The sequence below is a fragment of the Escherichia sp. KTE31 genome (assembly GCF_000407925.1).
Classification (GTDB): domain Bacteria; phylum Pseudomonadota; class Gammaproteobacteria; order Enterobacterales; family Enterobacteriaceae; genus Escherichia; species Escherichia ruysiae.
The window spans coordinates 49,219-71,510 of the sequence record NZ_KE136722.1 but is presented as its reverse complement, the minus strand read 5'-3'; the positions used below and the strand labels follow the sequence as shown (position 1 = coordinate 71,510).

Sequence of the window (22,292 nt, the reverse complement as noted above, 5' to 3'; positions counted from 1 at the left end):
TAGTCAGAAGAAGCAAAAAGGTACTTTACCGAAGGGATTAAGATTTTTTCGTGATAATCATCACTATGATGCAAATGTGTTGCATACATTTACTCATCAAAAGTGACTTAAATCACATAATTTGCTCTTAAGTCAGTAAGGCTGCTTAAAAGATGAGCCATTTGAGGCAATGTGAATTGTTGCACGCTGACTATAGTTAACATTGCGCAAAATTTTTATAAGGGTACGGAGAATACCATGACAACAACACAACACTCTGGATTTGCACCTGCTGCATCCCCCCTCGCCTCAACCATCGTTCAGACCCCGGACGATGCGATTGTGGCAGGATTCACCTCTATCCCTTCACAAGGGGATAACATGCCTGCTTATCATGCCCGTCCAAAGCAGAGCGATGGCCCACTACCAGTGGTCATTGTAGTGCAGGAAATTTTTGGCGTGCATGAACATATCCGTGACATTTGTCGCCGTCTGGCGCTGGAGGGGTATCTGGCTATCGCACCAGAACTCTACTTCCGCGAAGGCGATCCTAATGATTTCGCCGATATTCCCACGTTGCTAAGCGGTCTGGTGGCAAAAGTGCCTGACTCGCAGGTGCTGGCCGATCTCGATCATGTCGCCAGTTGGGCGTCCCGCAACGGCGGCGACGTCCATCGCTTAATGATTACCGGATTTTGCTGGGGCGGACGTATCACCTGGCTATATGCCGCGCATAACCCGCAACTGAAAGCGGCAGTGGCGTGGTACGGCAAACTGACGGGCGATAAGTCGCTGAATTCACCGAAACAACCTGTTGATATCGCAACCGATCTTAACGCGCCGGTTCTCGGCTTATATGGTGGTCAGGATAACAGCATTCCGCAGGAGAGCGTTGAAACCATGCGCCAGGCGCTGCGGGCTGCTAATGCGAAAGCAGAGATTATCGTGTACCCGGATGCCGGTCATGCGTTTAACGCCGATTATCGCCCGAGCTATCATGCTGAGTCCGCAAAAGACGGTTGGCAGCGTATGCTGGAATGGTTTAAGCAGTATGGTGGGAAGAAGTCGCTGTAATGAGAAAAGACCGGGTGGCATTGCCACCCGGTTTATGTTTACCCCCGACGCAAATTCTGCGCCGCCTGCACCATGTTCGCCAGTGCCGCGCGGGTTTCTGGCCAGCCGCGCGTTTTCAGGCCGCAGTCCGGGTTGACCCACAGGCGCTCTGCCGGAATGCGTTTTGCCGCTTTCTTCAGCAGGGCTTCAATCCATTCTACGCTCGGTACGTTTGGCGAGTGAATGTCATAGACGCCTGGCCCGATTTCATTCGGATAATCAAACTCTTCGAATGACTCCAGCAACTCCATGTCGGAACGCGAGGTTTCGATAGTGATGACGTCAGCATCCAGCGCCGCAATCGAATCCATGATGTCGTTGAACTCGCAATAACACATGTGAGTGTGGATCTGCGTTTCATCCTTCGCCACGGCGGCGTTGATACGGAAAGCCTCCACGCCCCACTGGAGATAGGCGTCCCAGTCACTACGACGCAGCGGTAAACCTTCGCGCAGTGCCGGTTCGTCAATCTGGATGATGCCAATTCCAGCGGCTTCCAGATCGGCTACTTCATCACGCAGCGCCAGCGCAATCTGTTTGGCGATGGTTTCACGGCTGACATCTTCGCGCGGGAACGACCAGCAGAGAATGGTTACCGGGCCAGTCAGCATCCCTTTCACCGGTTTGTCGGTCAGCGATTGTGCATACTTCGCCCACTCAACGGTAATCGGTGCCGGGCGGCTAACGTCACCAATAACAATCGGCGGCTTCACGCAGCGGGAACCGTAGCTCTGTACCCAACCGTTTTGCGTAAAGACAAAACCGTCGAGGTGCTCGCCAAAGTATTCCACCATGTCGTTACGCTCGGCTTCACCGTGCACCAGCACATCCAGACCTAAACGTTCCTGCTCAACAATGGCCTGTTTGATGTGTTCCGCAATGCCCGTGCGGTAGTTATTGGCGTCGAGATTGCCCTTTTTGAAATCCAGACGCAGGGTACGAATTTCCGTGGTTTGCGGGAAAGAACCAATCGTGGTGGTCGGCCAGGCTGGCAGTTTAAAACGCGCACGCTGGGCTTCAGCACGCACTTCATAGACATTCGCCCGCTGGCTGTCCTGGGCGGTGATCGCCGCCAGACGCTTTTCTACCGCCGGATTATGTACACGAGTAGAGTGACGACGCGCCTGAATCGGGGCGCTCCACTCTGCCAGTGCTGCCGTGTCACCACTGTTCAGCGCATCGCGCAGCAGCGCCAGTTCATGGCATTTTTGCAGGGCGAAGGCAAACCAGCTTTTCACTTCTGCATCAAGACGCGTTTCCACGCTCAGGTCGATAGGGCTGTGCAGCAACGAGCAGGAAGATGCCACCCACAAATCACGTTTGCCGACAATGTCCTTAATTTGCGCATATTTCTCGGTGAGATCGGCGCGCCAGACGTTACGACCATTGATAAGACCCGCAGACAGCAGCCAGTCAGAAGGCAGACGCTTGTGCAGTTCTGCTACGTCATCTTTACCATGCACGAAGTCGACATGCAGACCCTGAACAGGCAGCGCCGTAATCGTGTCGAGATTTGGCGTTACGCCTTCAAAATAGGTAGTCAGCAGCAGTTTCACCTGCCCCTGTAGAGCATCGTAAGCAGGTTTATACGCGTCCAGCCACGCCTGCGGCAGTTCCAGCACCAGCGCCGGTTCGTCGATCTGTACCCACTCAATACCGCGTTTTGCCAGTTCTGCCAGAACCTGCTGATAAACCGGCAGAATGTCGTTCAGCAGGCTCAGGCGGTCAAACTGTTCACCTTTCACCTTACCCAGCCACAGATAGGTAACCGGCCCCAGAAGCACAGGTTTCACCTTGTGACCCAGCGCCAGCGCCTCGTCCACTTCATCCAGCAGCTGCGTCCAGGTCAGTTTGAACTGTTGGCCTTTAACGAATTCCGGCACCATGTAGTGATAGTTGGTGTTAAACCATTTGGTCATTTCCGCCGCCGCCGCAGGTTCACCTGTTGGCGCACGACCACGACCAATACGGAACAGGGTGTCGATATCCACCGAACCATCTTTATTCTGATGACGCGCTGGAACGTTACCCAGCAGCAGGCTGGTAGTCAGAACATGATCGTACCAGGCAAAATCGCCCACCGGCAGCAGGTCAATCCCCGCCTGCTTTTGTTGATCCCAGTGACGAGCACGCAGTTCACGCCCAACCGCCAGTAATTCTTCACGCGTGGAGTTCCCTGCCCAATAACTTTCTTGCGCTTTTTTCAGCTCGCGACGCAGGCCAACGCGAGGGAAACCGAGGGTGTGATTAAGAATTGTCATTATATGCCCCTTATGGAATTTTTAGTATTTAGCCGTCCAGATGTTTACACATCCATAATTGGCGGTTACTGTATATTCCTCAAGCGCAAATTATTCATGCCGAAGTGAAGGACTTTCATGATCGAAGTAAAACACCTGAAAACGCTACAAGCGTTGCGGAATTGCGGCTCGCTCGCAGCCGCTGCGGCGACGTTGCATCAAACGCAATCCGCCCTGTCTCACCAGTTTAGCGATCTGGAACAACGCCTTGGCTTCCGGCTATTTGTGCGTAAAAGCCAGCCGCTACGTTTTACGCCGCAGGGTGAAATCCTGTTGCAACTGGCAAACCAGGTACTGCCGCAAATCAGTCAGGCACTGCAAGCCTGCAATGAACCGCAGCAGACGCGCCTGCGCATTGCCATTGAGTGCCATAGTTGTATTCAGTGGCTGACGCCTGCGTTAGAAAATTTCCATAAGAACTGGCCGCAGGTCGAGATGGACTTTAAATCGGGCGTGACGTTTGACCCGCAGCCCGCGTTGCAGCAGGGCGAGCTGGATCTGGTGATGACCTCCGATATTCTGCCGCGCAGTGGCCTACATTATTCGCCGATGTTCGATTATGAAGTACGTCTGGTATTAGCACCTGACCACCCACTGGCGGCGAAAACACGAATCACGCCGGAAGATCTCGCCAGCGAAACGCTGCTGATTTATCCGGTACAGCGTAGCCGACTGGACGTCTGGCGGCATTTTCTGCAGCCCGCAGGCGTTAGCCCGTCGCTGAAAAGCGTCGATAACACTTTATTGTTGATTCAGATGGTTGCCGCGCGGATGGGTATTGCCGCTCTACCACATTGGGTCGTGGAGAGTTTTGAGCGCCAGGGTCTGGTTGTGACCAAAACCCTGGGCGAGGGATTATGGAGCCGACTGTACGCCGCCGTGCGCGACGGCGAGCAGCGTCAGCCAGTGACAGAAGCGTTTATTCGCTCGGCGCGCAATCACGCCTGCGATCATCTGCCATTTGTAAAGAGCGCGGAGCGACCCACTTCCGATGCACCCACAGTGAGGACAGGATCACCAGCGCGCCTGTAATAAATGTTGGCCAATGCGGCTGTTGATGCCAGATAGCCAGGTTAACCAGTAATCCTGCCGGAACGTGCATATTATTCATAATGCCGAGCGTTCCGGCATCCACCTGAGTCGCACCGTAGTTCCACATAAAATAACCAATCCCGGAAGCCACCACGCCAAGAAACACCAGAATGCTCCATTGCAGCGTGGTTTGCGGCATTTTCTGCGTATTGCCCAGCAAGAACCATGCAATCACCGCCACCAGGAACGCGCCAAGATAGAACCACGCAAAGGCGTTATGCTGCGGCATCGGGCGAGTTTCCATCAGGCGTTTATAGCCCACCATGCCGATCGCGAAAGTGATATTGGAGAGTTGCACCAGCAGCAAGCCGGTCCAGAAGTGATCGGTGACCTGATCGTAGCGAATAATCCCGGCACCAATCACCGCGAGTAACGCGCTAAAAGCATATCCCCAGCGCAGACGGCGCTTACTCATAATGTCATAAATCAGCGTGATGTAGAGCGGCGTCAGGACGGTAAATAACAGCAGTTCAGAGACTGTCAGGTAGAGATAGGCACGGAAACTCAGCATATACATAATGCCAAGCTGCATCGCGCCCACCAGCATATACAGGCCAATGGTTTTCAGGCTATTGCCACGGGTACGCAAGAACGGCAGGAAAACGAGCGCCGCCAGCCCAACGCGTACCAGCACCGAAAAATAGCTGTCGACGTGCCCCGCAAGGTACTCGCCATAAAAGCTAAAGGAGAAGGCCCACAGAATCGTGGTGATGATAAGTAGCGCCACAATGGAAAACTCTTTGATTAACGAGTATCCATTGTAGCGAAGTATTAGGTTGACAACTGACCAAATAAAGAACGATTACGATAAATAGAGCTTACGCAGATAATGCGGCACCGCGTCTTCGGCGTTAGTGCCAATCACTTCCAGCTCAGGATGCAGATCTTTCAGGCGCTGGTGCGCACTGCCCATAATGCAGCCTTTCCCCGCCATCGACAGCATTTCGGCGTCGTTCATCCCGTCACCAAACGCAATGCAATCCTTCAGACTGTAGCCCAGTTTCTTCGCCACCGCTTCCAGCGCATGGCCTTTTGAAACGCCACCCGCCATCACTTCAAGACAAGTTAAGGTAGAGAAACTGACGTTGACGCGATCGCCCCAGCGAGCGTTGATAGCTTGCTCCAGCGGTAACAATTTTTCATGGGAATCGCAGGTGAAGAACACTTTGCTGACGCCTTCCGGCTCCAGTAATCCTGGCTCATACAGCGCATATTTGAACACCGCTTCTTTAAAAAAGCGCATCTCTTCCGGACGGTGGCGATTCATAAACCATTCATCATCACGATAAACATTAGTAATGATGTCCGGGTTGTCGTTGACCACGCCAAACAGGTCGCTGGCGATGTCATGATCCAGGTTATGCGCGAAAATCAGATTACCATCCAGATCGTGCACGCGCGCGCCATTGGAGGTAATCATGTAAGACTTAATCTCCAGATTATCGCGAATTTGCCCCACGTCGACGTGGTGGCGACCCGTCGCAAATACAAAGTTGATGCCACGCGCGGTGAGCAGTTTCAGGGTTTCTTTGGCGTAAGGGGATAACGTATGGTCGGGAGAAAGTAACGTACCATCTAAATCAGACGCAACAACCTGATACATAAGAAATTTAAACCTCTATAGAGCGATTTCCGCTGGGTGAGTTATGCCGGTTGAAAAATTCAACGATGGCGTGGAGCGCGACTGAGCGCATTGCGTCCTTTTCAAAAAGGATCTCATGGTACGCACCTTTAATTACCAGCGGCCGCCCCCCTTCTACAGGATGGCCCGCTGCGGCGCGGAGTTCACAAAAACGGTCGTGCATACGGTTATCTACCACGCGTTCCTCTTCAGCCTGCAAGAGAAGCGTTGGCGTGGCGTCATCACCCGCACCGGCTAACACCTGTTCGCCAGCCAGAATACTTTCGCGTACCCAATGGTAGGTCGGCCCACCGACGCGAATCGTTGGGTCATCCGCATAGAAACGCAAATTACGTCGATATCGCTGCCTGCTGTGGGTCAGAACATTGATGGTAAACGGCAGCGCGCGCCAGCGCCCGGTGCCAATCGCATAGCCATCACGAAAACGTGGGTGCGCTTCTGCCCAGTTAAGGATCTGCCGCGCCATAAATGATGGCATACGAATCACAATGCCGAACATCGGTGCGGTCAGCGCAATGGCATCGCATACGCCGGGGTGACGTTGCAGAAACAGCGTGGAGATTGCACCGCCCATCGAGTGCGCCAGTATATAGCGTTTACGCCACGGACCTGGCTGGACCTCTTGTTGCCAGAACGCCGCCAGATCATCAACATAATCATTAAAGCGATTAACATGCCCGAGATGCGGATCGGCTAACAGTCGACCGGAACGCCCCTGACCGCGATGGTCGATGATTAACACATCAAACCCCAGATGGAACAGGTCGTAGGCCAGCTCCGCATACTTTACATAGCTCTCAATACGCCCCGGACAAATGACGACCACCCGATCATGTTGCGGAGCGCGAAAGCGGACAAAACGCACCGGAATGTCATCCACGCCGATAAACTCTGCTTCGTCCCGCTGACGCCAGAAGTCGGTCAGCGGCCCCATCGTAAAAGCAGCAAACGCTTTTTCTCTTGTTTCCCAGTCTTTTTGCTGCTGAAACATCGGGTAATCTGCCTCTTAAACCACGTAAAATCGTTTTTTTAAGCGTGCCTGACACAACGCTGCGACAGTAGCGTATTGTGGCACAAAAATAGACTATCCGGGAGATTCCCATGACCTTTGAATGGTGGTTCGCCTACTTACTGACATCGATCATTTTAAGCCTCTCGCCAGGCTCTGGCGCAATCAACACCATGACCACTTCGCTCAACCACGGTTATCGCGGCGCGGTAGCGTCTATTGCAGGGCTTCAGACCGGACTGGCGATTCATATTGTGCTGGTTGGCGTGGGTTTGGGAACGCTATTTTCCCGCTCGGTTATTGCTTTTGAAGTGTTGAAGTGGGCAGGCGCGGCTTACCTGATTTGGCTGGGAATCCAGCAGTGGCGCGCCGCTGGTGCAATTGATCTTAAATCGCTGGCTCCTACCCAATCGCGCCGCCACCTGTTCCAGCGGTCAGTGTTTGTGAACCTTACTAATCCCAAAAGTATTGTGTTTCTGGCTGCGCTATTTCCGCAATTTATCATGCCGCAGCAACCGCAACTGATGCAGTATATCGTGCTCGGCGTCACCACTATTGTGGTCGATATTATTGTGATGATCGGTTACGCCACCCTCGCCCAACGGATCGCACTCTGGATTAAAGGGCCGAAGCAGATGAAGGCGCTGAATAAGATTTTCGGCTCGTTGTTTATGCTGGTGGGGGCGCTGTTGGCATCGGCAAGACATGCGTGAAAAATAATGTCGGATGCGGCGTAAACGCCTTATCCGACCTACTCTGATGATGCGTCTGGCATCAACGCGAAATAATCAAATGAATGCCAAATCCGGCAAATAACGCTCCGGCAAAACCGTCGATCCACTTCGCCAGACGTTGATAACCCCGGCGCATTTGCGGTAGCGCAAACAGGCTGGCAACAACGGTAAACCACGCCAGCGTTTCGACAATAATCAGCGCGAAAATGCCCCAGCGTTCGGTGGTGCCGACGTTATCGCCGACAAACAGTGAGAACACCGAACCAAAGTAGATAATCGCTTTCGGATTCGCGAGATTGGTCAGCAAGCCTTTCAGGAAACTGCGTCCGCTTTTCGCCAGTTCTACCTGTGGCGCAGGCGCAGAAACAGCCTCTTTTTTCAGCGCACCGCGCAGCATCTGGTAACCCATCCAGCAAAGATACAGACCACCGCCAACCATAATTAGCGTATGCAGCCAGGCCATTTTTTCGATAATCAGATGCAGGCCAAGCAGCGCGATTCCTGCCCAGACCATTACGCCGCAGGTAATGCCCAGCACGCCCATCATCGCTTCTTTACGGGAACGACTAACGGCGGTCTGAGAGACAAAAAAGAAATCGGGACCGGGGCTCATAAGCGCCACGATGTGCACCATGGCAACGGTGAGAAATAACATCAACATACATTTGACTCGCGGGGAAAACGTTTACGGAATGTTCATCCTGGCACTTTTTTGTGCCGCTGACTACTCTTCGTCGTCGCCGTCGACATGAGCGCGAATCAGCATCATAAACGGTTTACCAAAGCGTTCCAGCTTGCGCATCCCGACACCGTTTACACTCAACATTTCGCTGGCGGTGATCGGCATCTGTTCAGCCATCTCAATCAAGGTAGCGTCGTTAAACACCACATACGGCGGGACATTGCTTTCATCGGCAATAGATTTACGCAGTTTGCGTAATTTGGCGAACAGTTTGCGGTCATAATTGCCGCCGAAGGATTTCTGCATCGCTTTCGGTTTGAGTGCCACAATACGCGGCACCGCAAGTTGCAAAGAGGATTCGCCACGCAGCACCGGACGCGCGGCCTCTGTCAGTTGTAGCGCAGAATGCTGGGCGATATTTTGCGTCACCAGACCGAGGTGAATCAGTTGGCGGATCACGCTCACCCAGTGTTCATGACTTTTATCACGCCCCATGCCGTAGACTTTCAGTTTGTCATGACCATAGTCGCGGATACGCTGATTATTAGCACCACGGATCACTTCCACCACATAGCCCATACCAAACCGCTGATTCACACGACCAATGGTGGAAAGCGCAATCTGCGCATCGGTTGAACCATCGTATTGCTTCGGCGGATCGAGGCAGATATCGCAGTTCCCACACGGTTCCTGACGCCCTTCGCCAAAATAATTCAGCAGTACCAGGCGTCGGCAAGTTTGCGCTTCGGCAAACGCCCCCATCGCATTGAGTTTATGGCGCTCGATATCCTGTAGCTGCCCCTGCGGCTTTTCTTCCAGACAGCGGCGCAACCACGCCATATCTGCCGGATCGTAAAACAGCATTGCTTCCGCTGGCAGGCCGTCACGCCCGGCGCGACCGGTTTCCTGATAATAGGATTCAATGTTGCGCGGAATATCAAAATGCACCACGAAGCGAACGTTAGGTTTGTTGATGCCCATACCGAACGCCACGGTCGCCACCACAATTTGCAGGTCATCGCGCTGGAATTTTTCCTGCACGTCGGCGCGGACATCGTTTTCCAGCCCTGCGTGATACGCCGCTGCGCTAATACCCTTACTTTGCAGGCGCGCAGCGGTATCTTCTACCTTCGCACGACTATTACAGTAAATAATCCCCGACTTACCGCGTTGTTCCTGCACGTAACGCATCAGTTGATCGAGCGGTTTGAACTTCTCCATCAACATATAGCGAATATTCGGGCGGTCAAAACTACTGATTTGAATCAGCGGATCGTTAAGCCCCAGCAGGCGCACGATATCTTGTCGCGTGGTGTCATCGGCTGTAGCGGTTAGCGCCATAAACGGCAGCGTCGGGAAACGCTGGCGTAACTGACCGAGCGCAGCATATTCCGGGCGGAAATCGTGGCCCCATTGGGAAATACAATGCGCTTCATCAACGGCTAATAAGACAGGATTCCAGTGCCCCAGATGCTCAAGGAAGTTATCCAGCATCAGGCGTTCCGGCGCGATATACAGCAGGCGAATTTGCCCGGTGCGACAGCCTGTCATCACTTCAAGCTGCTGCTCTCGGTTTTGCGTCGAGTTAAGGCACGCCGCCGCTACACCGTTGGCTTGCAGTTGATCCACCTGGTCTTTCATCAAGGAAATCAGTGGTGAAACAACGACAGTAAGACCGTTCAATAACAACGCAGGGATTTGATAGCACAGGGATTTTCCGCCGCCAGTTGGCATGACGACGAGGCAATCGCGACCGGAAAGTACGGTGTCGATAATTTCTTCCTGGCCGGGGCGAAACTGTTGGTAGCCAAAGGTTTCTTGTAAAACCTGTTTAGCTCCGGACTCCAGATTCAACACTTCCGCCTGCGCCACATTCACCCCGATTGCCTGAAATAAAAACAGGCGCTATTTTCAGCGCCTGCGCGAGAAACTGCAATGCTTTTAGTCTCTGGCAGGGTAATCCTGGATGCTGGATTCCAGATTTGCCTTTCAATCAACTCGCATTAGAACAGGTCGTTTAGCATAACCCCCACACCGACGCGGGTCTGGTTAAAGTTATAGTCGATGAGCGATTCGCCGTAACCGCTGTAAACCTGAGTATAAAGACGCACATGTTTGGTGATCGGGTAACTTAAGCCTAACTCCGCGCCGCCGTAACCGGTGTTCCAGTTGTACTGCCCTTTCGCGCTCAATACGGCATCACCCAAGTGATAGCCGATTTTAAGCTGGTAGTACCCCATATATTTGGTGATATCCGGGTTATCGTCAGTATTACCCACCACATACCACGGTTTGACCTCCACCAGCCAGTTACCATTTTCCGCCATCAGGCGAGTATAGATACGGTTCCAGCTACGGGACGTCGGGTCGGAACGCCCGTTAGAGTCATGATTGTACCCCAGCTCCACATCGCGCAGTGTCCAGCCAGCAAAGCGGTAATCGGTAGCAAAACCGAGGAACAGTTGCGGTTCATAGTTAGTTTCACGAAACGGCGATGACTCTTCGCTATTAGAAAGCTGCCACCAGGATTTCTGCGTGTAAGATGCACCCAGAACAGAGTTTGCCCCCAAAATCCCACGCCAAAGCGGAAACGCCAGACTTAACTGGAACTTCACTTCATCCTTACGCGCGTTTTCTGCCCAATCGTAACTCGCAATCGCTTCTTTATTCAGATCGCTGGTCTGGGTATAGATGATGTAGTTGGTGTCATAAGGATAAAGGGTGAAAGGATTATCATGTTCCTGCAACATATTGGCGATGATGCTGCCACGTACTGCAGGCGCATCATGCACATCTTTCACCGTTGCTTCTTGTGCATTTGCCACTATCGGCAGCATACACACTGGCAACAAGCAGCCCAGTAGAGTCCGCATCGATCGTGTTCTCCGTAACGAATTATTGATTAGATGAATATTTTTTCTGCGGGCTATTTTACATACTTAACTCAATTGCCGTTAGTTATCCCTTCCTAAAGTAGAAACCAACAACAAAGAAGCATAAAATCAACATTTCGTTAACCAACGAAGTGTAAGGATGATATGTCTGCTGTACTGACCGCTGAACAAGCCCTGAAATTAGTGGGTGAAATGTTTGTTTATCACATGCCGTTTAACCGGGCATTGGGGATGGAACTGGAGCGTTACGAAAAAGAATTTGCGCAGCTGGCCTTTAAAAATCAGCCAATGATGGTCGGTAACTGGGCGCAAAGTATTTTGCACGGCGGGGTGATTGCGTCGGCGCTGGATGTCGCCGCTGGTCTGGTATGTGTAGGCAGCACTTTAACGCGTCACGAAACCATTAATGAAGATGAACTACGCCAGCGACTATCGCGGATGGGCACCATTGATCTTCGCGTCGATTATCTGCGTCCAGGCAGGGGTGAGCGTTTTACAGCCACCAGTAGCCTGTTACGTGCGGGTAATAAAGTCGCCGTCGCCCGTGTCGAACTGCACAATGAAGAACAGCTTTATATTGCCAGTGCTACCGCCACCTATATGGTAGGTTGAAAATCTAAAAGCAGGTAAACTACTTAAACTGATGACAAACGCAAATTGCCTGATGCGCTACGCTTATCTGGTCTACCAGAGAAATGCAATGTATTGAATTTGCATTCTTTTGTAGGTTGGGTAAGGCATGAACAAAGCGCACTTTGTCAGCCATCTGAGCAGGTAAACTGTAATTAACAACAAAAAATGAGTTTTCCAATGGATACAAAACAAACGCGGCAGGGCGTATTACTCGCTCTTGCCGCTTATTTTATTTGGGGTATTGCACCTGCGTACTTCAAACTGATTTATTACGTACCTGCTGATGAGATCCTGACGCATCGTGTAATCTGGTCGTTTTTCTTTATGGTGGTGTTGATGAGCATCAGCCGCCAGTGGTTCTATTTAAAAACCCTGATTCAGACGCCGAAGAAAATATTTATGCTGGCAGTCTCTGCTGTGCTAATTGGTGGCAATTGGTTACTGTTTATCTGGGCAGTGAACAATCACCATATGCTGGAGGCCAGTCTTGGATATTTTATTAATCCACTGGTGAATATATTGCTGGGGATGATTTTCCTCGGCGAGCGATTCCGCCGGATGCAATGGCTGGCAGTGATTCTGGCGATTTGTGGTGTGCTGGTCCAGCTCTGGACCTTTGGTTCGCTGCCAATCATCGCGCTGGGACTGGCATTTAGTTTTGCCTTCTACGGCCTGGTACGCAAGAAGATTGCGGTTGAAGCTCAAACAGGCATGTTAATCGAAACCATGTGGCTGCTACCCGTGGCGGCGATTTACCTGTTTGCTATTGCTGATAGTTCTACCAGCCATATGGGGCAAAACCCAATGTCGCTGAATTTACTGCTGATCGCCGCTGGTGTTGTCACCACTGTACCGCTGTTGTGTTTCACCGCCGCTGCCACGCGCTTGCGTCTCTCAACGTTAGGCTTTTTCCAGTATATTGGCCCGACGCTGATGTTCCTGCTGGCAGTGACGTTTTATGGTGAAACACCGGGGGCGGATAAAATGGTGACCTTCGCCTTTATCTGGCTGGCGCTGGCAATTTTTGTGATGGATGCAATTTATACGCAGCGTCGAACGTCCAAATAAAAATAAATATATTCTGAAAAAATGTGCCTGCTCTTGCATGAGGGTGGGCATATTGCCATGCTGGCGGGAGAATCACACAAGGATGTAAAATCAATGTTACGTATATTTATGCCAACATCTAAAGGCAAGATTTCCAGACGCCGTTATTTGTTTTCATTTATTTTAACAAATTTAGTTTGTGTCTTACTTATTGCTTTTTCTGGCGAGGCCGGATCAGGATTTTTTGTTATAATATCTACCATTCTTCTCCATTATCTCGTCATCAATATGAATTGCCAACGACTCCGTGATAGTGGTTTCACGTATATAAAAACGTATATTTTTTGCACATTAGCTGTCTATACCATCTCTATCATCATCATGATTGCCGAACATTTTGATTGTTCAGGCAATGGTTCGATGATTTTCTTAATTTGCTATTTTACCACTTTCAGTATGCTAATACTTGCACCTACTGATTCATCAAAATAATAGTTACGGAGTATTTATGAGTAAGGGATATATGAACGATGGTTCATTAAGTGAAAAATGGAAATACCGATTTAATTTTTATGACCAATATGGTTTTCCTGGATTCTGGGGGGCAACACCAGAGTATAAAAAAGCATTTAAAGCATTAAAAATAAGGCAACGATTAACTGTTCAAATGAATTTCATTGCTTTTTTCTTCTCCTGGATATATTTATTTGTCCTGGGATTATGGAAAAAAGCAATTATAGTTCTATTACTTGGCATTCTCTCACTATTGGTTGGTGCACTAATTGGCGTTAATGTACTGGGATTCGCTGTAGCAGGCTATGTTGCTGTTAGCACGAATAAATGGTTCTATGAAAAAGAAGTAAAGGGTATTGATACCTGGAGCCTCTGAATAACAGGTGGCTTAGCCAGGCTAAGCCACCGCTCTCGTTTTTTACAACCAGTTCTTCCGCTTAAAGTACAGATACGGTGCCAGACCCGCGAGAATCATAAAGATAATCGCGCCTGGGTAGCCGAAACTCCACTTCAGTTCTGGCATAAACTCAAAGTTCATCCCGTAGCTGGAAGCGACCAGTGTTGGCGGCAGGAACACCACGGATACCACCGAGAAGATTTTGATGATGCGGTTCTGCTCGATGTTGATAAAGCCCATCGCCGCCTGCATCAGGAAGTTTACCTTCTGGAACAGGGATTCGTTATGCGGCAGCAGGGATTCGATATCTCGCAGGATTTCACGCGCCTGCTCCAGTTGCCCGCCAGGTAAACGCGCCTTGCGTACCAGGAAGTTGAGCGCGCGCTGGGTATCCATCAGACACAGACGAACTTTCCAGCCGATATCTTCCAGTTCCGCCAGTGTGGAGAGCGCCTCGTCGTACTCATCGCCCTGATGCCCCTCCATAATTACCCGGCTCAACTGCTCCAGATCGCTGTAGATGTTTTCAATTTCATCCGCCAGCTGTTCGATTTTGGTTTCGAACAGATCCAGCAGCAGCTCGTAGGCGTTACCGTCAACCATTGACTGGCTACGGGCGCGCATACGATACAGACGGAATGCAGGCAGCTCGCGCTCACGCAGGGTAAACAGGCGACCATCGCGGATAGTAAATGCCACAGTGGAGTTACCGGCGTGATCTTCCGCATCTTCAAAGAAGAAGAAGGAGTGAATATGCAGGCCGTCATCGTCTTCAAAGAAACGCGCCGATGCTTCGATGTCTTCCAGTTCCGGGCGGGTTGCCAGGCTCTGGCCAAGTTCAGATTGTACGCGCAGTCGCTCGTCGTCATCCGGTTCGACAAGATCAATCCATACTGCATCTACAAGGGGTTGTGACTCTTCGACTTCCAGCCGGGTCAGTCGGTTATTTTCCAGTTGAAATGCGCTCAGCATGACCGGGACTCCCAATGCTTAAAATATCGGACAGTTCGGTGGGCACACAGAAACAAATTGGGTTTCAGACCATTAAACAGCCTGACTCAGCGCGACGGGAAAAATTGAGGTCGCTGACAACCGCTAAGGCTATCAGCAAAAGGGGATAGCCTTAGGAGTTGATCCTGGATGACAGGATAATGAGCCAGTATCTACTGGGTGTGTCCAAGGCGAATGTCCTCTTAGAGTGATCGTGCGCGCATGTTACGCCAGCAAAATTTTGCCGTCAACACGCAACGGAACACCACAGAACAATAGTTGAACTTCGCGCTTTTTGGTACTCGTCAAGGTCGTTAACAGGATAAAAAAATCACACAGCCAGAACCTATAATGGCGCATCGGCTACTCATTGGTAAAGGAATGATCACCTTGAATCTCAAACGGATTTTTCTCGCCCTCGTCTTACTCCCCTTGTTTGCTGTTGCTGCTGATGACTGCACGCTCTCAGATCCGTCGCTGACAGTGCAGGCGTATACCGTTAACCCTCAGACAGAGCGGGTGAAAATGTACTGGCAAAAAGCCAATGGCGAAGCGTGGGGAACGTTACATGCGCTGCTGGCGGATATTAATAGCCAGGGGCAAGTTCAGATGGTGATGAACGGCGGCATCTATGATGAAAGCTATGCGCCGCTCGGTTTGTACATCGAAAACGGTCAGCAGAAGGTGGCGCTAAATCTCGCCTCAGGGGAAGGGAACTTCTTTATCCGTCCTGGCGGCGTGTTTTATGTCGCGGGAGATAAAGCCGCTATCGTTCCGCTGCAAACATTTAAAGCCAGTAAAGAGATTCAGTTCGCGGTGCAGTCAGGGCCAATGTTATTAGAAAACGGCGTAATTAATCCGCGCATTCACCCGAATGTTGCCTCGCGTAAAATTCGTAACGGTGTAGGGATAAATAAACAAGGGAACGCTGTGTTTTTGTTGAACCAGCAGGCGACAAATTTTTATGATTTTGCCTGCTATGCCAAAGCAAAACTGGACGTCGAGCAGCTGCTTTATCTTGATGGCACGATCTCGCATATGTATATGAAAGGCGGAGCAATCCCGTGGCAACGCTATCCTTTTGTTACCATGATTTCCGTCGAGCAGAAAAGTTAGAATGATCGTTTTGTGTCAGATACTGAATATGGTGCTGATGCCGGATGCGGCGTAAACGCCTTATCCGGCCACAATTTATTGAATCTGCATGATTTTGTAGGCCGTATAAGGTGCACAGCACCGCATCCGGCAACGTTATACCGTCTCCAGCCGGGCGTAAGCCGCCACCAGCCATTTGATTCCCTGGCCCTGGAACGCCACCTGCAAACGGCTATGTTCGCCGCTGCCTTCCATATTGACGATAGTGCCTTCACCAAATTTGGCGTGGCGCACGCGCTGGCCGAGCTTGTAACCGCTGTCGTTCTCGACCATCGGCGTACCCATACGCTGATGGCTGACCGGACGACTTACCGTGGCGCGCAAGCGCACCTCTTCCACACACTCTTCCGGCAGCTCACCGATAAAGCGCGATGGGCGATGGTAAACTTCTTTGCCGTACAGGCGGCGGGTTTCCGCGTAGGTCAGCGTCAGTTTCTGCATCGCGCGGGTTACGCCAACGTAGGCCAGACGGCGTTCTTCTTCCAGACGCCCGCCTTCATCCAGCGACATCTGGCTTGGGAACATGCCCTCTTCCATACCAACGATAAACACCTGCGGAAACTCCAGACCTTTCGCCGAGTGTAGCGTCATCAACTGCACCGCATCCTGCCAGGTATCCGCCTGCCCTTCGCCCGCTTCCAGCGCCGCATGGGAGAGGAATGCCTGCAGCGGCATTAAATCTTCGTCTTCTTCGTTGTAGCTGAACTGGCGCGTTGCCGTCACCAGTTCCTCTAAGTTTTCGATACGCGTCTGGCCTTTTTCGCCTTTCTCCTGCTCGTACATGGTGCGCAGGCCGGAGTCTTTAATTACCCGGTCAGTCTGTACATGCAGCGGCATATCGGCAGTTTCTTGCGCTAAGGCGTCGATCAGTTCCATAAACCGCTGCAAGGCGCTGGCAGCACGACCAGCGAGAGCTTTTTCCTGCAACAGTTCACGACACGCCTGCCAGAGAGTTAACTGGCGATCGCGCGATGTCTGACGCACGACGTCCAGCGTCCGGTCACCAATACCCCGCGTTGGCGTATTGACCACGCGCTCAAATGCCGCATCATCGTTGCGGTTGGCAATCAGGCGTAGATACGAGAGCGCATCTTTGATTTCCTGACGTTCGAAGAAGCGCATCCCGCCGTAAATACGGTACGGCATACTGGCCTGCAATAAGGCTTCTTCCAGTACACGCGACTGGGCGTTGCTACGGTAGAGGATAGTGCACTCAGCGAGCGCCCCGCCGTTGTCCTGCCAGGTTTTGATGCGGTTAACCACAAAACGCGCTTCGTCGAGTTCGTTAAAGGCGCAATAGAGGGAAATCGGCTCACCGTCCGCACCATCGGTCCACAGTTTTTTACCCAGACGCCCGTTGTTGTTTTCAATCAGGGCGTTGGCGGCGCTCAGAATATTACTGGTAGAGCGGTAGTTTTGCTCCAGACGAATAGTTTCGGCACCGGGGAAATCATTGAGGAAACGCTGAATATTCTCGACCTGCGCCCCGCGCCAGCCGTAGATTGACTGGTCGTCATCGCCAACAATCATTACTTTGCCGGTATCGCCCGCCAGCAGGCGGATCCACGCGTACTGAATGTTGTTGGTATCCTGGAATTCGTCCACCAGGATGTTGGTAAAACGTTCGCGGTAGTGTTGCAGAATATGCGGCTTGTTAAGCCACAGTTCGTGGGCGCGCAGCAGCAGCTCGGCAAAGTCCACCAGGCCCGCACGATCGCACGCTTCCTGATACGCCTGATACACCTTCTGCCAGGTCTGCTCCACCGGGTTACCGTAGCTTTGAATATGATGCGGACGCAGGCCTTCATCTTTCTGGCTGTTGATGTACCACATTGCCTGGCGCGGCGGCCACTGCTTCTCGTCGAGGTTCATCGCCTTGATCAGACGCTTAAGCAAGCGTAGCTGGTCTTCACTGTCGAGGATCTGGAAATCCTGCGGCAGATTGGCGTCCATATGGTGCGCACGCAGCAAACGGTGCGCCAGTCCGTGGAAGGTGCCGACCCACATGCCGCCCTGGCTGGTGCCCATCAGTTGCCCGATACGATGACGCATTTCCGCCGCCGCTTTATTGGTAAACGTCACCGCCATAATCGAGTACGGCGAGCAGTTTTCCACGCTCATCAGCCAGGCGATACGATGCACCAGTACGCGCGTCTTACCACTGCCCGCGCCCGCCAGCACCAGAAGGTTGCTGCGTGGCGCGGCCACCGCTTCGCGCTGTTTGTCATTAAGGCTGTCGAGCAGGTAAGAAACGTCCATTGGCACCGCCGCGTAAAAATAGGTTGGGCGGAGAAGCGCAACGCCCTCCGCCAAAAAGCTGGGTATATATACAGATTTGCTGATTATATCAGCGAGGTCAGAGATGCCAACCGGGAAATTTCCAGATGCGGCAGTAAACGGCTGTCCCAGGTTTGCATCAGATCGCCATTTTCCGGTCTGATCCAACAGGCCTGCATTCCGCTGCGGATCGCCCCACCCACGTCGGTGGTAAGATCGTCACCTACATGTAAGATCTCGCCGATCGGCACATTGAGTTTTTCTGCCGCCAGAAAGTACATATCGCTGAACGGCTTCGAGCGCCCGTGCGGGCCAGCGCGCAGCACAAACTCAAAGTAGTCGCCCAAACCAAACAGTTCCGGCTGTGCGTTACCGTTGGTGATCGCCACCAGCGGCCATTTCTTCGCCAGCTGTTTTAAGGTGTCGTGCGTTTGCTGCGGAACATCGATCCGACTGCGCCATTTGGCAAAGTTGATCATCGCAGCATGTGCGCCTGCACTGGCCTCTTCGGCACTCAGCCCGGCATCGAGCATAGCTTGTTCAATCGAGCGAAAACGCCAGCGCGTCACGTCGTGATAAATCTCGGGTTCCGCTTCCCGTACCGCCTGACGCAGGCGTTGCAGATCTTCATTCTGGAAGCTGCGCAGCGCCGGGTGATAATTTTGCACAAAAGTCAGCGCCTCCCGCTCGGTGCGCAAAATCACCGGACGGTTGTCGTAAAGGGTATCATCCAGGTCAAAGGTGAGCGCCGAGATGCGCCCCAAAGGCCGGTAAAAACGCATTATTTCCCCCGTTTGGCGCGTGGATGCGCCGCATCATACACCGAGGCAAGGTGTTGAAAATCAAGATGAGTATAGATTTGCGTGGTAGAGAGATTGGCATGACCCAACAGCTCTTGCACACCACGCAGATCGCCGCTCGACTCCAGCATATGCGTGGCGAATGAGTGACGTAATTTATGCGGGTGAACGTGATTATTCAGCCCCTGTTTGATGCCCCATTCGGCAAAGCGTTTTTGTACGTTACGCGCAGAGATGCGTTTACCCAGTTTCGACAGGAAAAGTGCGTCGTCTTCGCTGCCAAACAGGTCGCGTAAATCAAGCCAGTGCTCAATCCACGCCACGGCGTTACGACCAATCGGCAGGCGGCGCTCTTTGCTGCCTTTTCCCATCACCCACACTTCGCCGGACTCCAGGTCGAGATGTTTGATATCCAGCCCCACCAGTTCGGAAAGACGCAGCCCCGCGCCGTACATCACTTCCAGCATTGCCCGGTCACGTACAGCGAGGGGATCGTTGATATCGATATCCAGCAGCCGATTCATATCATCGACGTCGATATTTTTCGGCAGATGACGCGGCGCTTTCGGTGCCGAAACACCTTTTGCCGGGTTAGCTTTGAGTTCGTTCTGGCTAACCAGCCAGTCAAAAAAGCTACGTAGCGCAGAAAGCCGTAACGCGAGGCTTGCCGCTCCCAGCCCTTTACGGCGACTGCGTACAGCAAAATTACGCACCATCGTCACATCACATTGTTGCCAGCTTTGCAGGCCGTTTTCGCTGGCAAAATTGATGATCGCCTCAAGCTGCCGCTGGTAGTTAACCAGGGTAATCGGGCTAAGTTGACGCTCCACGCTCAAATAACGTAGGTAGCGTTCCACATCGGTATGTAAATCGGTCATACGCGTTCAATCCAACGCTCCAGAAGCTCCGGCATCATCAGCGCAATTTCATGGAGTAACTGCGTTCCCTGCCCTTGTTGATAGTGACTGGCATCACGGCTGGTGAACAGCACCACACCAAGATCAGCATCACTTCCCAGCATCGACATCGCCACCGATCCCACCGCTTTCGCTTCCGGCAGCACCACCAGCAATTCAGGCCCGTTAAGCGGCCCCAGATAATGCGGTTCCTGCCCCAGACGCTGAATACGCAGAGGTTCGAAAGCCTGACGGCTTAATGCCAGATGGGTATGGTTCGACGGCGCGCCTAAACGCCAACGATCCGGGAACAGGCGCAGACTCGCACCCGCCAGGCCAAGATCGCGTGCCCACCGATGAAAGCGCATTAGCATGTCGTCGAGACTGCTGGCGGCAGTAAGAGTGCGCTGCAAATAGAGTAAGCGATAAAACAGGCCTTCGTTGGCGATAGCCTGTTCCATCAACATCGCCATGTTCTCTTCCAGAACATGAATATGGTTACGCGCGCGAGCCATATGCCATTCGACGAGCGAAACGGTGCCACGTACCGGATGCGGCACTCGAATTGCCTCTACTGCGTGCGCATTGCGGATAAAAAACTCAGGATTTTTAATCAGGTAATCGACAACCGCCCGGTCATCAAGCTCCGTGAGTGTTTCCTGTAGTTCTTCCCCTGGTTGCTTCATAGATGAATAAATCCGTCGTAAACATGTACTGCCGGACCCGTCATATATAACGGATGACCCGGACCTTTCCAGGCAATATCAAGGCGACCGCCAGGGAGTTCCACACGAACTTCTTCGGCCAGCAAACCTTGCTGAATCCCTACCGCTACCGCCGCACACGCGCCGCTGCCGCAGGCCTGGGTTTCACCTGCCCCACGCTCATAAACGCGTAAACGAATATGCTCGCGCTTAACCACTTGCATGAAACCGATGTTGGCGCGCTCCGGGAAACGTTCGTGGCTTTCCAGAACTGGCCCCAGTGTTTCTACCGCCGCAGTATCGACATCATCGACCTGAATCACGCAGTGCGGATTTCCCATCGACACTACGCCGCATAAGATTGTCTGCTCGGCGGCGCGCATGATATAGGTCTTTTCCGCTTTGTTGGCGCGAAACGGCACGGCGGAAGGTTCGAAATTTGGTTCGCCCATATTTACCCGTACCAGATCGTCATCGGTGACGGTCAGTACCATCCGACCATTGGCAGTGCTGACGCGAATATCGCGCTTATTGGTCAGCCCTTTCAGGCGTACAAAGCGGGCAAAGCAGCGTGCGCCGTTGCCGCACTGCGCCACTTCACTACCGTCAGCATTGAAAATGCGATAGTGGAAATCCAGTTCTGGATCGTACGGCGGCTCAACCACCAGTAGCTGGTCAAAACCCACACCCAGGTGCCGATCCGCCAGGCGACGAATCAGATCCGGTGAAAAAAAGACATTCTGCGTTACCGCGTCGACGACCATAAAATCGTTGCCAAGGCCATGCATTTTCGAGAACTGCATTATCTACTCCATTCACGCGGGTACAGAAACTGACTTTTAGTAATTCACCTGAGATGGGCCATCGCCAGTGGCGCGGTCGTTTTTATCCGGCAACGTGGATTGTGTTTGCGTATCTACCGGTTTAGTCGGCGGTGGCGCGTTTTTATCTGCGGGCGGGAAATAGAGCGGACCTTTCAAACCGCAGCCCGTCAGGCTGAAAAGAGTAAGTAATACAGTGAGTGCTTTAAACACGTTTTTCATTATGGATTGCCTGTAAAGTTCATCGCTTTCTGCTTTCTATCATCGCAGGAGAAGACGTAAAAGCAAGCGTTTAGCGACTCTTTATGAAGTCTGAAAAGTGAGGAATTGCTGCGAGTATAACGCTTACAAGAGAGGATTTATGTTTTGCTGGTAGTTTCGTGATCGACACCTCGCGCCAGGATGGCTTTATGTACTATCGCAATGTTTATACCTGGATCGATACAGAGGTAAGGGTTACGCCATTCCCCTGCCCGGCGAAAACACGCTTCAGAGAGGAAGATGTGCGTGAGATTCAAAACAGAGACATTATTATTCCGGTGACGGAGGAATCATGCCGGAATGCAGCAGACGGGCAAACTTTGAAGCCCTGACCCCATGCCGCTATACTGCCG

General features: G+C 52.1%; 23 protein-coding genes and 1 pseudogene. 9 read left to right on the top strand and 15 right to left on the bottom strand.

What is annotated here, in order from left to right; all coding sequences use genetic code 11:
• Nucleotides 1-237 precede the first annotated feature (237 nt).
• Nucleotides 238-1,053, top strand: coding sequence for a dienelactone hydrolase family protein (locus tag WES_RS20395; protein ID WP_010353608.1), 816 nt, complete (start codon nucleotides 238-240; stop codon nucleotides 1,051-1,053).
• 38 nt (nucleotides 1,054-1,091) lie between these two features.
• Here the strand turns inward: WES_RS20395 and metE are convergent, their stop codons facing one another.
• The gene (metE, locus tag WES_RS20400; RefSeq protein WP_016158869.1) at nucleotides 1,092-3,353 is read right to left on the bottom strand and encodes a 5-methyltetrahydropteroyltriglutamate--homocysteine S-methyltransferase; all 2,262 of its coding nucleotides are present in this window, start codon (nucleotides 3,351-3,353) and stop codon (nucleotides 1,092-1,094) included.
• Nucleotides 3,354-3,470: 117 nt separating this feature from the next.
• Here metE and metR point away from each other — a divergent pair, with 117 nt between their 5' ends.
• On the top strand, nucleotides 3,471-4,424 hold the full coding sequence (gene metR / locus WES_RS20405) for an HTH-type transcriptional regulator MetR (protein ID WP_016158868.1): 954 nt from the start codon (nucleotides 3,471-3,473) through the stop codon (nucleotides 4,422-4,424).
• On the opposite strand, the gene bioP is transcribed toward metR, so the two are convergent.
• The 3 genes from bioP to pldB all read right to left on the bottom strand — a co-directional run bounded on the left by bioP (nucleotide 4,312) and on the right by pldB (nucleotide 7,117).
• Nucleotides 4,312-5,211: a biotin transporter gene (gene bioP, locus WES_RS20410; protein WP_016158867.1), complete on the bottom strand. Its 900-nt coding sequence runs from the start codon at nucleotides 5,209-5,211 to the stop codon at nucleotides 4,312-4,314. The two genes, metR and bioP, sit on opposite strands and share 113 nt — an antisense overlap.
• Before the next feature lie 75 nt (nucleotides 5,212-5,286).
• Nucleotides 5,287-6,087, bottom strand: coding sequence for a sugar/pyridoxal phosphate phosphatase YigL (gene yigL / locus WES_RS20415; protein ID WP_000285344.1), 801 nt, complete (start codon nucleotides 6,085-6,087; stop codon nucleotides 5,287-5,289).
• A 7-nt stretch (nucleotides 6,088-6,094) separates the two neighbouring features.
• Nucleotides 6,095-7,117 carry a lysophospholipase L2 gene (gene pldB, locus WES_RS20420; protein ID WP_000487634.1) on the bottom strand — a complete coding sequence of 341 codons (1,023 nt, stop codon included), beginning with the start codon at nucleotides 7,115-7,117 and terminating at the stop codon, nucleotides 6,095-6,097.
• 110 nt (nucleotides 7,118-7,227) lie between these two features.
• Here pldB and rhtB point away from each other — a divergent pair, with 110 nt between their 5' ends.
• Nucleotides 7,228-7,848 (top strand): homoserine/homoserine lactone efflux protein, encoded by a 621-nt coding sequence (rhtB, locus tag WES_RS20425; RefSeq protein WP_000142513.1) that lies wholly within the window; start codon nucleotides 7,228-7,230, stop codon nucleotides 7,846-7,848.
• Nucleotides 7,849-7,909: 61 nt separating this feature from the next.
• Here the strand turns inward: rhtB and rhtC are convergent, their stop codons facing one another.
• The 3 genes from rhtC to pldA all read right to left on the bottom strand — a co-directional run bounded on the left by rhtC (nucleotide 7,910) and on the right by pldA (nucleotide 11,424).
• Complete coding sequence (gene rhtC, locus WES_RS20430; protein ID WP_000928829.1) at nucleotides 7,910-8,530, bottom strand: threonine export protein RhtC; 621 nt, start codon at nucleotides 8,528-8,530, stop codon at nucleotides 7,910-7,912.
• 63 nt (nucleotides 8,531-8,593) lie between these two features.
• Nucleotides 8,594-10,423 (bottom strand): ATP-dependent DNA helicase RecQ, encoded by a 1,830-nt coding sequence (gene recQ, locus WES_RS20435; RefSeq protein ID WP_024195075.1) that lies wholly within the window; start codon nucleotides 10,421-10,423, stop codon nucleotides 8,594-8,596.
• Nucleotides 10,424-10,554: 131 nt separating this feature from the next.
• Nucleotides 10,555-11,424: a phospholipase A gene (gene pldA, locus WES_RS20440; RefSeq protein WP_001259596.1), complete on the bottom strand. Its 870-nt coding sequence runs from the start codon at nucleotides 11,422-11,424 to the stop codon at nucleotides 10,555-10,557.
• 165 nt (nucleotides 11,425-11,589) lie between these two features.
• Here pldA and yigI point away from each other — a divergent pair, with 165 nt between their 5' ends.
• The 4 genes from yigI (at nucleotide 11,590) to WES_RS20460 (ending at nucleotide 14,014) form a co-directional block, all read left to right on the top strand.
• Nucleotides 11,590-12,057: an acyl-CoA thioesterase YigI gene (yigI, locus tag WES_RS20445; protein ID WP_001277141.1), complete on the top strand. Its 468-nt coding sequence runs from the start codon at nucleotides 11,590-11,592 to the stop codon at nucleotides 12,055-12,057.
• A 198-nt stretch (nucleotides 12,058-12,255) separates the two neighbouring features.
• Nucleotides 12,256-13,146 carry an EamA family transporter RarD gene (gene rarD, locus WES_RS20450; RefSeq protein ID WP_016158865.1) on the top strand — a complete coding sequence of 297 codons (891 nt, stop codon included), beginning with the start codon at nucleotides 12,256-12,258 and terminating at the stop codon, nucleotides 13,144-13,146.
• A gap of 93 nt (nucleotides 13,147-13,239) precedes the next feature.
• Entirely contained in the window at nucleotides 13,240-13,617 is a 378-nt protein-coding gene (locus WES_RS20455) for a hypothetical protein (protein WP_032147809.1), read from the top strand.
• 16 nt (nucleotides 13,618-13,633) lie between these two features.
• Nucleotides 13,634-14,014, top strand: a complete 381-nt coding sequence (locus WES_RS20460; protein WP_000033709.1) for a DUF2628 domain-containing protein — start codon at nucleotides 13,634-13,636, stop codon at nucleotides 14,012-14,014.
• 42 nt (nucleotides 14,015-14,056) lie between these two features.
• Here WES_RS20460 and corA read toward each other — a convergent pair whose 3' ends face one another.
• Both corA and ysgD read right to left on the bottom strand, forming a co-directional pair.
• The gene (gene corA / locus WES_RS20465; protein WP_000947145.1) at nucleotides 14,057-15,007 is read right to left on the bottom strand and encodes a magnesium/cobalt transporter CorA; all 951 of its coding nucleotides are present in this window, start codon (nucleotides 15,005-15,007) and stop codon (nucleotides 14,057-14,059) included.
• A gap of 151 nt (nucleotides 15,008-15,158) precedes the next feature.
• Nucleotides 15,159-15,215 carry a YsgD/CorL family protein gene (ysgD, locus tag WES_RS24310; protein WP_212723238.1) on the bottom strand — a complete coding sequence of 19 codons (57 nt, stop codon included), beginning with the start codon at nucleotides 15,213-15,215 and terminating at the stop codon, nucleotides 15,159-15,161.
• Nucleotides 15,216-15,376: 161 nt separating this feature from the next.
• Here ysgD and WES_RS20470 point away from each other — a divergent pair, with 161 nt between their 5' ends.
• Complete coding sequence (locus WES_RS20470; protein WP_016158864.1) at nucleotides 15,377-16,141, top strand: phosphodiester glycosidase family protein; 765 nt, start codon at nucleotides 15,377-15,379, stop codon at nucleotides 16,139-16,141.
• 135 nt (nucleotides 16,142-16,276) lie between these two features.
• Here the strand turns inward: WES_RS20470 and uvrD are convergent, their stop codons facing one another.
• The 6 genes from uvrD to lptM all read right to left on the bottom strand — a co-directional run bounded on the left by uvrD (nucleotide 16,277) and on the right by lptM (nucleotide 21,900).
• A complete protein-coding gene (gene uvrD / locus WES_RS20475; protein WP_016158863.1) occupies nucleotides 16,277-18,439 on the bottom strand; it encodes a DNA helicase II in 2,163 nt (720 codons plus the stop codon).
• A gap of 83 nt (nucleotides 18,440-18,522) precedes the next feature.
• Nucleotides 18,523-19,239 carry a 5-amino-6-(5-phospho-D-ribitylamino)uracil phosphatase YigB gene (gene yigB, locus WES_RS20480; RefSeq protein ID WP_001213584.1) on the bottom strand — a complete coding sequence of 239 codons (717 nt, stop codon included), beginning with the start codon at nucleotides 19,237-19,239 and terminating at the stop codon, nucleotides 18,523-18,525.
• The gene (xerC, locus tag WES_RS20485; RefSeq protein ID WP_016158862.1) at nucleotides 19,239-20,135 is read right to left on the bottom strand and encodes a tyrosine recombinase XerC; all 897 of its coding nucleotides are present in this window, start codon (nucleotides 20,133-20,135) and stop codon (nucleotides 19,239-19,241) included. Before xerC ends, yigB begins: the two co-directional genes overlap by 1 nt.
• Nucleotides 20,132-20,839 (bottom strand): DUF484 domain-containing protein, encoded by a 708-nt coding sequence (locus tag WES_RS20490; protein ID WP_016158861.1) that lies wholly within the window; start codon nucleotides 20,837-20,839, stop codon nucleotides 20,132-20,134. Before WES_RS20490 ends, xerC begins: the two co-directional genes overlap by 4 nt.
• Nucleotides 20,836-21,660, bottom strand: a complete 825-nt coding sequence (gene dapF, locus WES_RS20495; protein WP_001160645.1) for a diaminopimelate epimerase — start codon at nucleotides 21,658-21,660, stop codon at nucleotides 20,836-20,838. The genes WES_RS20490 and dapF overlap by 4 nt, the downstream gene beginning before the upstream one ends.
• A 36-nt stretch (nucleotides 21,661-21,696) precedes the next feature.
• Nucleotides 21,697-21,900 carry an LPS translocon maturation chaperone LptM gene (lptM, locus tag WES_RS20500; RefSeq protein ID WP_000799886.1) on the bottom strand — a complete coding sequence of 68 codons (204 nt, stop codon included), beginning with the start codon at nucleotides 21,898-21,900 and terminating at the stop codon, nucleotides 21,697-21,699.
• A 179-nt stretch (nucleotides 21,901-22,079) separates the two neighbouring features.
• Between lptM and WES_RS20505 the strand changes: the two are divergent.
• Nucleotides 22,080-22,271 (top strand): annotated as a pseudogene (locus tag WES_RS20505) (DKNYY family protein); the annotation flags it as partial.
• Nucleotides 22,272-22,292: the final 21 nt, after the last annotated feature.

Excerpts from the sequence above, each read along its gene's own strand:
- WES_RS20490 (WP_016158861.1), bottom strand. The coding sequence starts at position 20,839 with ATGAAGCAACCAGGGGAAGAACTACAGGAAACACTCACGGAGCTTGAT.
- WES_RS20460 (WP_000033709.1), top strand. The coding sequence starts at position 13,634 with ATGAGTAAGGGATATATGAACGATGGTTCATTAAGTGAAAAATGGAAA.
- pldB (WP_000487634.1), bottom strand. The coding sequence starts at position 7,117 with ATGTTTCAGCAGCAAAAAGACTGGGAAACAAGAGAAAAAGCGTTTGCT.
- xerC (WP_016158862.1), bottom strand. The coding sequence starts at position 20,135 with ATGACCGATTTACATACCGATGTGGAACGCTACCTACGTTATTTGAGC.
- lptM (WP_000799886.1), bottom strand. The coding sequence starts at position 21,900 with ATGAAAAACGTGTTTAAAGCACTCACTGTATTACTTACTCTTTTCAGC.
- WES_RS20455 (WP_032147809.1), top strand. The coding sequence starts at position 13,240 with ATGTTACGTATATTTATGCCAACATCTAAAGGCAAGATTTCCAGACGC.
- WES_RS20395 (WP_010353608.1), top strand. The coding sequence starts at position 238 with ATGACAACAACACAACACTCTGGATTTGCACCTGCTGCATCCCCCCTC.
- rarD (WP_016158865.1), top strand. The coding sequence starts at position 12,256 with ATGGATACAAAACAAACGCGGCAGGGCGTATTACTCGCTCTTGCCGCT.
- yigL (WP_000285344.1), bottom strand. The coding sequence starts at position 6,087 with ATGTATCAGGTTGTTGCGTCTGATTTAGATGGTACGTTACTTTCTCCC.
- dapF (WP_001160645.1), bottom strand. The coding sequence starts at position 21,660 with ATGCAGTTCTCGAAAATGCATGGCCTTGGCAACGATTTTATGGTCGTC.
- pldA (WP_001259596.1), bottom strand. The coding sequence starts at position 11,424 with ATGCGGACTCTACTGGGCTGCTTGTTGCCAGTGTGTATGCTGCCGATA.
- uvrD (WP_016158863.1), bottom strand. The coding sequence starts at position 18,439 with ATGGACGTTTCTTACCTGCTCGACAGCCTTAATGACAAACAGCGCGAA.
- yigI (WP_001277141.1), top strand. The coding sequence starts at position 11,590 with ATGTCTGCTGTACTGACCGCTGAACAAGCCCTGAAATTAGTGGGTGAA.
- yigB (WP_001213584.1), bottom strand. The coding sequence starts at position 19,239 with ATGCGTTTTTACCGGCCTTTGGGGCGCATCTCGGCGCTCACCTTTGAC.
- corA (WP_000947145.1), bottom strand. The coding sequence starts at position 15,007 with ATGCTGAGCGCATTTCAACTGGAAAATAACCGACTGACCCGGCTGGAA.
- rhtB (WP_000142513.1), top strand. The coding sequence starts at position 7,228 with ATGACCTTTGAATGGTGGTTCGCCTACTTACTGACATCGATCATTTTA.
- metR (WP_016158868.1), top strand. The coding sequence starts at position 3,471 with ATGATCGAAGTAAAACACCTGAAAACGCTACAAGCGTTGCGGAATTGC.
- metE (WP_016158869.1), bottom strand. The coding sequence starts at position 3,353 with ATGACAATTCTTAATCACACCCTCGGTTTCCCTCGCGTTGGCCTGCGT.
- rhtC (WP_000928829.1), bottom strand. The coding sequence starts at position 8,530 with ATGTTGATGTTATTTCTCACCGTTGCCATGGTGCACATCGTGGCGCTT.
- WES_RS20470 (WP_016158864.1), top strand. The coding sequence starts at position 15,377 with ATGGCGCATCGGCTACTCATTGGTAAAGGAATGATCACCTTGAATCTC.